Source organism: Compostibacter hankyongensis (genome assembly GCF_039541075.1).
Taxonomy (GTDB): Bacteria; Bacteroidota; Bacteroidia; order Chitinophagales; family Chitinophagaceae; genus Compostibacter; species Compostibacter hankyongensis.
In genome coordinates this window covers 863,586-876,993 of record NZ_BAABFN010000001.1, presented here as the reverse complement: position 1 = coordinate 876,993, position 13,408 = coordinate 863,586, and the positions used below count along the sequence as shown (strand labels likewise).

7 protein-coding genes are annotated in these 13,408 nt (G+C 52.8%); all 7 read right to left on the bottom strand.

Annotated features, from left to right (window positions below):
• Window positions 1-22: 22 nt before the first annotated feature.
• The 7 genes from ABD851_RS03635 to ABD851_RS03605 all read right to left on the bottom strand — a co-directional run bounded on the left by ABD851_RS03635 (window position 23) and on the right by ABD851_RS03605 (window position 13,405).
• Window positions 23-2,107, bottom strand: a complete 2,085-nt coding sequence (locus ABD851_RS03635) for a hypothetical protein (protein WP_344975490.1) — start codon at window positions 2,105-2,107, stop codon at window positions 23-25.
• A complete protein-coding gene (locus tag ABD851_RS03630; protein WP_344975488.1) occupies window positions 2,104-4,569 on the bottom strand; it encodes an FAD-dependent oxidoreductase in 2,466 nt (821 codons plus the stop codon). Before ABD851_RS03630 ends, ABD851_RS03635 begins: the two co-directional genes overlap by 4 nt.
• A 35-nt stretch (window positions 4,570-4,604) precedes the next feature.
• On the bottom strand, window positions 4,605-6,812 hold the full coding sequence (locus ABD851_RS03625; RefSeq protein ID WP_344975485.1) for a TIM-barrel domain-containing protein: 2,208 nt from the start codon (window positions 6,810-6,812) through the stop codon (window positions 4,605-4,607).
• Window positions 6,813-6,903: 91 nt separating this feature from the next.
• Window positions 6,904-8,808, bottom strand: coding sequence for a hypothetical protein (locus tag ABD851_RS03620; RefSeq protein ID WP_344975479.1), 1,905 nt, complete (start codon window positions 8,806-8,808; stop codon window positions 6,904-6,906).
• A gap of 139 nt (window positions 8,809-8,947) precedes the next feature.
• Entirely contained in the window at window positions 8,948-10,102 is a 1,155-nt protein-coding gene (locus ABD851_RS03615) for a DUF4998 domain-containing protein (RefSeq protein ID WP_344975476.1), read from the bottom strand.
• Between the two features lie 124 nt (window positions 10,103-10,226).
• On the bottom strand, window positions 10,227-11,450 hold the full coding sequence (locus tag ABD851_RS03610) for a DUF5000 domain-containing lipoprotein (protein ID WP_344975473.1): 1,224 nt from the start codon (window positions 11,448-11,450) through the stop codon (window positions 10,227-10,229).
• A 26-nt stretch (window positions 11,451-11,476) separates the two neighbouring features.
• Window positions 11,477-13,405 (bottom strand): RagB/SusD family nutrient uptake outer membrane protein, encoded by a 1,929-nt coding sequence (locus tag ABD851_RS03605; protein ID WP_344975469.1) that lies wholly within the window; start codon window positions 13,403-13,405, stop codon window positions 11,477-11,479.
• Window positions 13,406-13,408 lie beyond the last annotated feature (3 nt).

Sequence of the window (13,408 nt, the reverse complement as noted above, 5' to 3'; positions counted from 1 at the left end):
AATATTGGATTTAATAGATTGATCATTTTACAGATATACTTGTCTTGGTTTCAAACGCCAGGTAACCGTAAGAGCCGGTCAGCCGGTCGGTCCCTGCGGGAACCCGGTAGCGCGCACGGAAAACTCCGGTGTCGGGTCCCGTTTCGGTCAGCAGCAGCTTCTCTGTTTTATCTCCGGCTTTCAGGATGACCCATCCCTTTTCAGCCGTGTGCCAGTCCATGTTCAGCGCTGCTTTCAGCTCCACCGTGATGCTGTCGCCTGCGGCTGTCCGGGTGATGACCGCGCCCTGCTCATTCTTAAAGGATACTTTCTGTGTACCCAGTAGCGAAAAAGTGACGGTGCTCATCCAGGCGCGGTTACTGATCGCCCAGCCCTCGGTGCCGTAAATGCCGGGTGAATCGGCCAGGGCCGCGGAATCCGGATGATAGGGAAAGGCCTGGTCCGTAGGCGAGCCGTCCATGGTTCCCCTGCAGGGACCCAGCTCCCCCGTTCCGAATTCGAAGGCATGGGGCCAGCCGTATTCAACCCCCTCCCAGTATCCCCCGAGCGCCGTTCTCTGCCGGCTTTTATTGCTGAGGCATGCCCCCGCGGGATTGCAACCGAATACAAAATTGACCTGCGACCAGCCCACCTCCCTCAGCTGTTTATCCTGCAGGATATGCCCGACAGCAAAAAAACATCCGCCAAGTCCGCATACGGTACCGATCTCCTTGCTTCGCGGGTTTGCCCATTCGTCGTCGTCGTGGGTGCGGTACTGCCACAGATTGGCCGTTCTTTTCAATGCATAGTCCCGGTAGGCTTTCAGCTTGGCCAGTGTGCCGGCGGGCGCCTTGTCCGGGAACATGAGGTAGAACAGCGCGAGCGCCTGGGGCGTGATATGTTCGGCATTCCGCATGGCCCACATGTGCCAGGGATTATTGAAATCCCAGTGCTGCACAATATCTTCTGCACATTGCACGGCATAACGCAGGAATTTTTCGGGATGGCCGTCCGGTTCGTGCAGCTCGCAGCAATACATCAGCATATTGCGCAGCAGACCTTGCCCGTAGGCGTTTCCCTGCTCGTTAAATTCACGGTATCCTTTATCGATCCATTTGAAGCTTTTTACCCAGTATCTTACTTCCTGCTGACGGTCGTAAGCCTCCCAGTGATCGAGACAGGCCTGCCGGTATTTTTCATACGTTTCCTTATCGAGGTAAGGCTTCAGAAAAGCGTGGTAGAATGCACAGACAGCCGCAAGCTGGTCCAGCATGTTCTGATAATCGAAGCTTTGCAGCGTATCTCCCTTGTACCCGAACATCCTTACCTGATTATAGCTGAGCCAGGAGGAAAAGCCGCCGCCGGCAGTTCCATGATAGGACAGGTTATGATAGCAGAAGGCGGCATGCCAGAGCATTAGCTTGATCAGATCAGGCACCCGGGCGGGGTCCGTCACCGTACTGTCGTTGGTAACCGTATAGGTAAGGTAGTTATTCAGGGTATCCGTCGGAAAATCGGCGACAAGGATATCCCGGTTACCAAACGGATGATACAATTCATGGGTCCAGCGGTCATACAGCGCCGGGTTGGAAGCATAAAGCAACCCTTCGAACACGGCTTCCAGGGTCTGCCCGCCCCCGTCCCGGGAAGGACCGCCACCGGTGGCGTTGGCCGGGCTCAGGCGATCGTCCATCGATCCCCTGACATCAATAAAGAACTGATAGGCAAGACGGGAAGACAGCTTTTCCATCAGGTGATCCGCGATCCAGAAAGGCACCGAACGACCACATCCTTCCACTTCGATCACATATTGCCGGTCTGCTGCCTGCGGATCAAAGGCTGAAAACTCGCCGGCATAGTCCTTCACCCTGCCCGTATAAAGCGCTTTTCGCTGTGGGTCAAGGGTATCTTTCGCATAGTAGATAAGGAAAGGCGTTCCATCTGCCACGCCCGGCGCCGTAAAACGTTTGGCTTCATGCAGATTGTATCCGGCCTGGTTGACAAAAGGACCACCCACGGGCATGGCATGGCCGCCCTGTGCCGACAGACGGGTGCCGGCTGTCAGCAGGACCAGCAAAACAAAGATGCTTACCGGCAGGAAGCCCGTTATCGTCCTACCGGCTGTCATACTTCCTTGTCGTTATATACCCTGACCTCATACACCCGGGCGCTTGGCCCGCCGTTGGTAGCCAGGATATTGATGCGCAGCCGGTCGGTCCTGATCTCATCGAAGCGATGTACCCGCCGGCGCATATAATTGCCTTCTTCTTTCAGGAGCTGTTTCCACCCGCTGCCGTCGTGGTACTCCACGCTGTAATCTTTTACACAATCCGGATACCGGAAAAGCGGCAGGGTCACCCTTCTGTTCTGATCCGTGTCAAAGGTCAGCTGCACCGTGTTGCATGCCACCGGCGAGGGCCAGCTAAGCTGCAGTGAGGCCGGCAGCCGCCGGGAGGGGTCGGAGACCCATATATTGGACCATTTATCCGGCCGGTTAGCACCGCGGGCGACGTTTTCCGGGCCGTAGGGATGGCTGTCCGGCGTGAGACGCATACAAAGGCCATAACCCATGGTGAGGGGCCTCCAGTGGCCGGCTTTGCCGGCACCGGGGATATCTTTCAGCTCCACATCGGGGAAAAGCTCGCGGAAAGCGGAAGATTTATCTCCGAATCCTGTTTTTTCCGGCAGGAAGGCCGCGGTAGTAGCCGGAGGCAGCCGGTTGGGATCTCCTTCTTTTTCCCGGAATGCTTTCCAGAAGATACCGGGCTGCTTGTCTGTATGGATGTAATAGAGCTTCCCGGGTTCCACATGCACGCCAAAATCCGCCTGCACCCATCCGTCGTGATGCGCCGGCACAACGACTTCCGCCGTGCCCAAATCTTCTTCGGCGCGGAAATCCCCCACGTCGGGAGCCGGCCTGAGTCCCACCCGGATGCGGGTGGGTGTATTGCGGGTGGATCTCAGCAGTAGCGCTACCTTTTCTATCTGTCCGGCAGAAACGGGAAACAGCTGGGCATGCGGCAGCGAAAGGTCCCGCTCGCCGTTGGGCTCGGGAAAGCTCAATGCGGCATGGCTCTCCGCCGTCACCTTTGCCTTTCTGGCCAGGTCCGCCGCATCCGTATTTTCCACGCCCGGTATATGTCCGTCCTGCCGCAGGATAAGCTGCTGTGTTTCGGATGCATGGGAGCGGGCTATTTCCCGCGGGAGGGTATGGTATCTCTTTGCCAGTGCAGCCACCACGCCCACTGCCTGTCCGCAGATAGAACCTGTGGAGAGCACGCGGGAAGAGGCGAAAGCCAGGTAAGAGCAGCTGATGGGCCGGCCGGCCATCATCAGGTTCTCCACATTCCGGGAATAAAGCGAACGTATCGGTATGCTGTAGGCCATGGTGCACAGGTCCTGCCAGTTGGCTTCTTTCCCCGGCGGGGGATAAGATTCCTTATCGGCGGCCAGGATACCGCCCGGCACATGCACGTCGATATGCCAGGCGCCGTAAGCTACCGCATCCGGGAGGGACTTGGGATCCTGCACATCACGCTGGGTCAGCACATAATCCCCGATGATCCTGCGGGAAGCCCGTTTATAAGGCCAGAAACCCACGAACTCGAGGCCGTAATTTGCTGCTTTTTTACGATCCACCATTTTGCACGGACCGTTCTTGATATGATCCCATACCCCCAGCAGCTGGCGAAGCGCTTCATGCCGGGTTTCGTTATTGTCTTTGATGGGATGGTAGGGCATCCCCACTTCGATCCACCAGTATCCGCCCTCGAAATAACTATGCCCTCTTCCGGAAAAGCTGGCATCGTCCGTATATTTTACCGCCCAATCCGGAGCCTTGAACGGTACGGGTGTCCCCATGTCCTTGGCCTGAAAAAACAGGGTGTTCCCCATTACCGTTTCATCCGCTTTTGCGGGCGCCAGCGATTCGTTATACTCCGCTCTGGCTTCCCTTCCCCATCGGTGATCCGCCTTGGCCAGTCCGCCCAGCACCCCGTCGCCCGTGGCATCCACAAAAAGCGGCGCAGAAAGGGTGAATGATTTTTCGGTACCCAGCTGTATGGCAAATACTGATGCAATACGCGACTTATCTTTCATGAATACCTTGTGCATATGGGTATTCAGGTAATGGGTAATGTTCTTTTCCCGGATCACCCACTCGTACAATACCAGGTCCCAATGCGCATTCATGGTCCCCTCCATATAGGGCGCATGGTTACGGACCCGTTCTTCGGTATGGAACTCATCATTGAGACCGCCTTCTTTGATCCAGGGCTGCGTTCCACTGTTGTTCTCCGGGAACAGCTTCACCTCGGAGGAGGAGTTGCCGCCGAACATGGCCCGGTTATGGACCAGGGCCACCTTCAGCCCGTTACGCGCCGCGCTGATGGCGGCGCTGACCCCGGAGATCCCCCCGCCGACCACTACCAAATCGTAGTGCGCTTCCAGGGTGTTATCGTCCGGCAGAATGCCACCGGATGTTGTACTACCGGCTGCGGCCGCTGCTGTTGCCGCCCGGACCGGCCATCCCAAAAGGCCGCCGACAAAGGTCAGTCCGAAATTTCCGAAAAACTTTCTGCGTGAAACCATATGCATGCGTTTTTAGATGATGTTTGTTATTCCGTTTATTTCACCGTATAGTCATGGCCGTTCTCAAGTACAAATTCCCAGGCATACCGCTTCAGCGCTACTTTTACTCTTTTCCCGGTTTGCTTGTCGATGACCCGTACGCGCTTCCAGTCCGGATGATCTACTGCTATATGGTTGGCCTGCTTGCTGTCCGAGCCGTAGAAATCCAGGCTGCTGCTGTCTGTTACCGGATAGATCCGTGCTACCAGACGTCCGTTTTCCTTTTCCACCACAATGCCCGTGCCGCCGACAAAAAGAGGCGTCTTACCCACCGGCAACGGATAATCCTTCAGCATCTTGGGTCCTTCAAAAAGCTTACCGCTGTCGTAGTCCATCCATTTTCCTGCGGGCAGGTAAACGTCGCGGCCGGTAGCCGTGGCATAGTCGTTTCCATACACCGGCGTAGCTAGCAATGCGGTGCCGATCAGCCATTCGTAGCCTCTTACGCGGTCGTTTTCCCGGTAATAGGTGGCGCTGTCATCCGGGTAAGCCAGCGGCAGCGGCGTCATCGTATAGGGAAAACCGGTATGATAGGTAGCGATGGCCGCGCTGTAGATATAGGGAAGCAGCCTGTCGTGCAGCTGGGCAGCCGCAAGACATACCTCCATCACCTGTTTATCGTCCAGATTCCAGGGGCCATATCCGAAAGACAGCGAAGGATTGAGGGCGGCATACTGCGCCTCGCGCATGAGGTATTTGCCCAGCTTCTCCTGCTGCATACCCCCAAACTGCTTATTGGTCAGGCCGGTCCCCCCGATGATATCCGGATACACATAGGGGAAGCCGCTGTAGGCAAAAGCAAGTCCGTTGACAGGTCCGCGATCCTGATTCTGGTTGTAGTTAAAATCATTGAACCGGTGTATATCAGCTGGGGAACCGACATAGCCGTTCCGACCCATCACATAAACCCCTTCATCCATGAGCAGCTCGTTCACGGGGTCCAGCTTATCGTCCCGGAAGCCGTCTATTTCGTATCCGTAGAGATCTTCCTTATATCCGTCCACACCATACTGCTTCCATTTGTCGCAGAGGCGGACATACCACTTCACCGCTTCAGGATTTGTCGCATCCAGGAAATAACATTCCGTTTTGGGGAACCCCACCCTAAAGAGACGGGATTGGCCCTCCTTCTTTATAAAATATCCTTTTGCAAGCCCTTCCGCGGTAAAGGGACCGTTCGGGATAAATGCGATCCTCAGGCCCAGGATAAACTTCAATCCTTCCTGATGAAAATGTGCGATAAATGACTTCGGGTCGGGATAGCGCTGCTTGTCCCAGAAGCCGAAGCTCGTGGTAGCAAAATAGGACGGCTGATCATTGGGCCAGAAGCCGGAGCCTACTACCATCCAGGTCAGGGGAAAGCCCGCCTTGAGATAACGGTCCACGTCGGATGTTACCGTTTCATGGTTCGTGTTCCAACCAAGTGCGCCAAAGGCCTCCCAGCCCACTCCAAACCAGGCGTACTTGGGAAGATATACCTTATAACCTTCTTCGTTTCTCACTTTGAGATAATCCGCATAGATCTGCTTCACGCTTCCGGTAAAATAATAGAGCGCGGGCATCTCGCTGGCATAGACATCTCCCTGGGCCAGTTCCTTCGGGCTCACGCTGATGATCTTTTTGTGCGGCTCCAGGTTGATGCAGGCAACCCCCTGCCGGGGAAAGATCACAAAATTGCTGACCAGCCTTTCCCCATGATCCGATCCCGCCCCGAAATAACGGCTCTTATATCCGGTTATTTCCGTGCTGTAGGGCGTACGGAAACCGGCATGGTCGGCCAGCCCGTAAGCCGGGGAAAGACCCTGCGTCCTGGCTACGATGCTGCCGGTGACAGGAACGTCTCCGGTATAATGCACCGACAGTTTGAAATAATGATCAAACAAGGTAAACTGCACGCGCGCCTGTACACCGATATCATTGGTCACCATAAAAGAGGCCTGGCGGTCGTCCTGGCTGAGCAGACGGGTATCCAAGACCTGCGAATGAAGCAGGGTCAGACCCGACTGGTCGTGGGCCTGCAGCAGCACAGTACCATCGGGTTTGAGCAGGGCATACCGGAATCCCTTTTTGACCACCCGGATGGTATAATTTTCCTTCCGGATCAGGACGAGAGAGTCCTCAGCGGGATGCCTGCCGTATGCATGCGGGGCAATACATAAAAGGCTGGTCAGAGATAAAACAAAGATCCCAATAAAATTCATCATGCGGCATTTCATAAGCAAGACATTATGTGATTTAGAATAGCATTTATTTTTTTCCAAGGGCAAGGGCCGGCGATATTTCCGGATAACCTTTCTAATCATTGATATGCACAAAGCTGAACACTGCTCCGGATATCCGGGATGGTTCATAAGGATCCGTATATCTGATCGTTCTCCTGTCCTGGGAAGTATTTGCCTGATCAGGTACGGTCATCAGCCCCATGCTGTTTCCCTCATCAACCGGATCTGCTGTAATAACCCGGGTGGCGACAAGCTTCCATTGCACACCGTCCGGAGCATAATATCCCTTTATCTCACCTCCGCGCCTCTCGAGCTTAAGCCGGACCGGCAAATGATGGCCGGCCGCTATCGGTATCTCCTCCCTGTGCGTATCTTCTCCTTTTTTACTACGATAGCTTATGCTGATCCGGCCCGCAGCGGTATAGCCGATGCATATTTCCTGTGCATCGTCATCGAGGTCCGCTCTGAACATAATACCGGCAATGGCTTTTTCATCCGCCCCTTCCATCGAGTCAATCCTCACGCTGATCGTCGCATCTCCGCGTATCTGACGGTAAATATATTTCACCTTATCAGCGGCGCCTTTGATACTTCCGGCTCCTTCGATTTTAAAACGATTACCCGAATAACGGCAGGAGCCAGCCGCGCCGCCTATGGATTCCCCCTTCCATCCAGCGGGCCACAAACAGGTATAAGGTTCATTGGAGAATGTCATTTTATGCTGATGTTTCAGCCACATCGCCTCATAGGCCCTTGCTGCCAGCAGGGCTACCCATTGCTCCCTTCCGGCATTGGTATCTTCCGAACGCGCTGAATACGTTCTGCCGTCAGCATGCCGGCTTTGCATATCCAGGACCATCTGGTCATGATAGCGTTCCCAGTAAGCCCCTTTTTGCGTAACGAGATTGTCAAATCCCAGCACATCCGCATATACATCTATCATGGCAAAATTCATCCTCCTGTGGGTACCCCAGTCATTCCCCTGGGGATAATAGATATCCGGGGAACCATCCTGATATATGGTCCCTCCCGGGGCGCGGTAAGGAGGGCTTTTGAAGTTCAGGTCAACCAGTGACTTATACACATAGTCCGCATTGAAAAGCGCCGCTGCAGGGGTAGTCATCCCGGCAAGGGTGTACGGAAAGGGGGCGTTCACTACCTGCCCTATGGAAGTCATATAATCCGGATGGATGATGGAATGATTGACCACCGTACCTTCATCATACGCATTGGATCCTTTAAGCCAGTCTTTCACCTGCCGGCCGTGCAGCATTTTCGTACTGGCAAGATCATCGGGCCTGGCATAGGCCGAGATCATGAGCTCGATGTTCTTGTCCATCCAGACATTCCGGTTTACATGATCCGGCATCATGGCGGTGGCCAGCTGCAGGACGCCTGAATTCCAGGCATTCTCTTCCGCTTTGGTATCTCCACGATATTTTATATTACCGGAGTCGTCCACGCAATAGGGCACTTCATAGGTCAGAAAACGATCGGCTTCATATTCCACCATTTTCCGGACTAATTCCCGATCGGTGGCAGAAAGCTCATCCCACAGCAGCCAGGCGGCAGTGCCGGCCAGATTGGCCCACATGGCTGTCTGCCAGTCGTTCCCCCACCCTTTGGGAGTGTTTGCTTTATGGGAATATGCTGCTGATGCGATGATCCTGACGGCCCTTTTTACCGCTTCCTTTTCGGTTAGACCCGCTACCGAAGCGTCATATATCCCGAACCGGACCGCCGTGGCCAAAGCCAATGCGGCGCATACCGGAGGCCTGATCCCTCCCAGATCGAGGTACTCGCCGGTCTGCGAGGCAAACTTCTCCGCATACCATACGGTGAAGTTGTACCGGATGGCATTCAGAAGAATATGCTTCAACCGCAGCGACGCGCCGTCCTGCGTGGTATCCTTCTTAAAACGGGACCAGTCTATGGGCTTAACGCTATCCGTCCTATTATGTTGAACATCCTTCGACAAGACTATTGTATTATTCGCTTGTTCTGCAACCGCCGATACTGCCATACCGGAGATCGTCAACACCAGACTTAGCGTGCAGGTTAGCAGTATAACACTTTTTATATTTCTGTTTTTATGGTCCATCATTCCTCTTTTCGGTCTATTCTGCTGTTCCGTAAAGCGTAATGTCTGAAATGAATGCATGATCGGAACCGCCGGGATCCCATGTTTGCAATATCTTGATACGTAGATATCGCACAGGCTTCGTAGGAGCAGGAAAAGCAAATGCATCTCCCGCCTGGGCCTGCGCAATATCCTCATCGGTATTTGTATTCAAAGGCTGGCCGGATGGCTTCACAGATTCAAAGCTACCCAGCAGCGTCCAGGAATCATCCCAGCTCCCATCGGGGTTAGGATCGTTACTGCCCCATATCTCCCATTTTCTCGGGCTCGAATTGGCATAAAACAAGCTTGTCGGATTTCCCCGCTGCCATAAAGTATAGTGGTCCAGCGAAGCGGTTACCCCCATATCAAAGGTGAACCAGTGGGGGCTACCCGAACCTTTTTTGGTTTCATAAAAAGTAGCCGGATCATTATCCCAAAGATTGGGCATTACAGTTGTGGCGCTGTACAAAGCAGCGTCGGTAGGAAGCGGGAATTCGCTGAACCCGCTCTTGTTCAGCTCCAATGGAATTGGCGGCTCCAGCTTCAATGATTGATAAGCAGTATAAAATGTATCTATTGCAAGGGAATCTGGAATATAAAGGGTCCGGTACTTCAACGAATCTCCTTGCGGATGAATATTGAACGTGGTAGTATCGCTATCTGTCGGCACTTCCATGAGGTGGGTATCCCCGTCCTGGTCTGTGAAAGACAGTTCCGTGCCCAGCACCCTTCCCTCCGGTGCTTTATACCAGAGTATCTTCACCTTATCCCCCACAATAGAGGCGTTCTGTATCAAGCGGTTGGCAAGCGAGCTGATATAGGCGTCGCCATAAACATTTCCCGTAGTGTCTACAGGTATGGAGGCATTTCCGGCTTTATCATAAGTATAGATCTCAAAGGTATAAGAGCCTTCATCCAGACTGTTGATAACCGCGCTAAGTTTCATCTTTCCGGAAGCCTGACTTACCGGTACCTCGACGGAATCCTTACCATTGTTCCAGAATATCTTCCCTTTTACAATAGCCGGATTCGCCAATAGCTGCCAGGATATCTTTATACGGTTATGCCCCGGGAATACCTGTATAGAGTCTGGCAATTCCCGGTAAATATGCTCACCGCCCTTGAGAAATCCTTCATAGGTAGCGTCCATTTTGCTGCAAGCGGATAGCCCGCAGATTAGCGCAGCGAGGAGCGGAAATAATCTGCGATATATTGAAGTTGTCATTATCATCTTTTTTGTAAGCTAATGGTTATTGTGCTTTAAAAATCGCAGATTAAGGTTGGTCCTGTCCCCAGAAAGAAACCTCGGTCACCCAGGCCCCCGCATTCTCGGAATTGGGAGGCGATGCAAAGGTGGAAATGACCTTAAACCGTATGTACCTTGCTGCCGGAACATCCAGGGGCAGCACAAATTCATCTCCGGCCGCTGCTGTGGCGATATCATCGTCTGTGAGATCCGGACCGGGACCGGAAGGCTTCTTCACCTCGCATTCCTTAAGCAGGGTCCATCCGTCCCAACTCCCGTCTCCGCTGGGCGGAGTAGCGCTTCCCCATATTTCAAACTGTTTAAAATTACTTGAGGTGTATTCCCTGCCGTCATGCACTTGCCATATCCGGAAACGGCTCAGACGGGCAGTAACGCCAAGGTCCATGGTAAAGGACACAGGAAGACCGTCTTTTGCATCCGAGCGCCAGCCGCTCCGGTCTGTCGGTCCCATCTTGTTGTCCCAGAGCTTGGCCCAGTCCCATATATTTTCAGCATCTCCCGGCAACATAAGATTCTTGAACTTGGATTTTTCAAGCTCCTTTTCAAAAAGGGGGGTAAGCTGTTTGATAAGCGTATCTGAATAATTGTCCCACCGGTCCTGGACAAACATGCCGAACGTGGTCGGAACGGGCGGCAATCCACGCATAGAGAAGCTGCCACCGGACAGGCTTGTATAATATTTATCATAATCCATCCAATCACCCAGGCTGTCTTTTATGGACAGGGTAATGACAATATTGGACATGGATTTATTCTGGAAAGTCGCGTATATACCGCCAAAGTCCTCCGAAAACGACAAGGAGTCAGAAGTCTGTTGTACTGCGGAAAGAAGCGGCTTTACATTAACCGTCACCGGTTGTGACTTGTTTCCGCTCCGGTCTACGGCATAAAGCGCTACGGGATATTCAATGGTATCCCCGAATCCCTGGACCGTCAGGGAGTGATCAAAAAAGGAAGCCTTTACCTGCTCCTTTACTCCCGGGCGGATCTCATAATTAGCCTCCACATACAGTAGATCCAGGTCTTCCGGCAGATCGTAGCTGATCTTTGCGGCTCCGCTGAGCGGCACTATACTGACGTTACTGACCGCGCCCGGTACCGTATTGTCGTGCTCCAGAAATCCTCTGGGGCTATCCTGCTTACAGGCCGGCAACAAGACCAGGGCCAAGCCAACCATTACAACGGCCACCCGACACCGGCAAACGATATTTTTATGTTTAAGTATATTCATGCGTATGTTTTTTGTACTCCCGAAGATTACCATCCGGGATTCTGAACAAGGTTGGTATTTACAATAGTGCTCTTTTCCTCGATCGGCCAGAAGTAATCTCGCTTTTTGAAGGTCTGGTTAAACAGAGAAGTGACCTGGTAATAATAAAGCGGGTCCTGCTGAGATACGTTCCACCCCTTGACGGGCTGGCTCATCACCCGTTCGGCTTCCTTCCACCTCCGCAGATCCCAGTAACGATTTCCTTCAAACGCCATTTCAATCAGCCGTTCCTGGTGGATGATTTTTCTGAATCCATCCTTGGACTGGTATGCACCAGGATTTTTGGCATAGTTGGTCCAGGCATCCTCTACCGTGGGTATACCCGCCCTTTCCCGCACCAGATCGATCCACTTCAACGTTTCGGCGGTAGGTCCGTTCACTTCGTTGAGCGCTTCGGCATAATAGAGATACAGGTCCGCAAGCCGGATAATGGGCCAGGGGTAGGACTGTATCTGATAGGCACCTGTAGTCTGGAGCACATTCAGAAAATTGACCAGCTTCTTGGCATAATAGCCCGTAATGGAATATTCGCTTCCCCGCCGGTTACCCGAATATCCCCCGAGGCGGCCTTCCACATGAAAGGTATTTTCATCGTCGAACTTGCCTTGTCCGTACCAGATGCCGCCGTCAAATCCCAGATCAGCATAAAAGCGCGGTTCACGATTGAAGTTGAGGGCCGCAGTCACATAATTGGGCTGTATATAAAACCGGTCAGCCGCGGTAGCGGTATCCAGGTTGTATCGGTTCTCATAATCCCAAGTTTTGTCCTCCTGAATAGGAAGGCCGTTTTTTGTATAGAATTGTTCGGCAACCTTCAGCGTCGGTGCGTATTCCCCCAAAGGTCGTACAGCGCCATTTTCGGTACTTATCGAAGGATCAATAATAGGCTGGGCATACTTCTGAATTGCGCTGGACAGGCTGTTGGTAGCGCCCCAGATGACTTCGGAGTTCCATTTTTCACAGATGGCATTCCGGATATCCATCTGTATTTTCATCTCAGGACCCAGGTTATAGGTATTGACCAGCGGGTTAAAATGATACAGCTGATGCCCGACGGCTGCACAGGCATCTATTGCCTCTTTACAGGCATCAGCTGCGAGCTGCCATTTTTGGGGATCAGCAGCAGTGTTAAATAGATGTATTCCGCGATTATCGGTAAAATCCGCATAGTCCGGATTCCCGTTAAAAAGGGGGCTGGCAGCCGTCATCAGTATACGGGCTTTTATGGACAGCGCTATAGGCCGAGTGACCCGCCCCATCTCGGATACCGGATCCTGGATAACATCCGGCAGGCCGGCGGCCGCGGTATCGATGAGCTTAACAATGTAGTCAAAGCAGGAATCTATCGGCTCACGATAGCGTTTTACCTCTTCGACCCCCGCAGAAATCGGTATGTTTTCTTTCATGACTGGTATCGGACCATACATACGTAGCAGATACCAATGATAATACGCTTTCAGAAATTTTACTTCTGCCGTCCAGCGTCTCTTCTCTGTATCATCCATATCGGGAACGATCTCTATATTCTCCAGGAAGGTATTGCAGTCCCGGATAGCCTGAAACATCGATTTGCCACCGCTACCGCCATCCCAGTAATTGAGGTAAGGATTTATAATGCCTTGGTTTCCCCGGGCCACCTCCCAGTTAGAAGGAGGCTTCCCATAATAGGCTACATCATAAGGATAGAAAAACCATATCTCATCTCCGCTGAGCAAAGCCGGGTTGGATGACCAGCTCGCAAATTCCGGAAGGTAGGAATAACAAGTAAACAGGTATTTCTCGGCCTGGCTGCGCAGCCGGAAAGCATAATCAATGGTGGCAATGTTATCCGGGACGATATCCAGATAATTACAGGAAGACATTATCGTCATACACGCCGCCACGAAGGCGATTATTATTCTCTTTATTTTTTTCATGAT

Excerpts from the sequence above, each read along its gene's own strand:
- ABD851_RS03635 (WP_344975490.1), bottom strand. The coding sequence starts at position 2,107 with ATGACAGCCGGTAGGACGATAACGGGCTTCCTGCCGGTAAGCATCTTT.
- ABD851_RS03630 (WP_344975488.1), bottom strand. The coding sequence starts at position 4,569 with ATGGTTTCACGCAGAAAGTTTTTCGGAAATTTCGGACTGACCTTTGTC.
- ABD851_RS03625 (WP_344975485.1), bottom strand. The coding sequence starts at position 6,812 with ATGATGAATTTTATTGGGATCTTTGTTTTATCTCTGACCAGCCTTTTA.
- ABD851_RS03615 (WP_344975476.1), bottom strand. The coding sequence starts at position 10,102 with ATGGACGCTACCTATGAAGGATTTCTCAAGGGCGGTGAGCATATTTAC.
- ABD851_RS03610 (WP_344975473.1), bottom strand. The coding sequence starts at position 11,450 with ATGAATATACTTAAACATAAAAATATCGTTTGCCGGTGTCGGGTGGCC.
- ABD851_RS03605 (WP_344975469.1), bottom strand. The coding sequence starts at position 13,405 with ATGAAAAAAATAAAGAGAATAATAATCGCCTTCGTGGCGGCGTGTATG.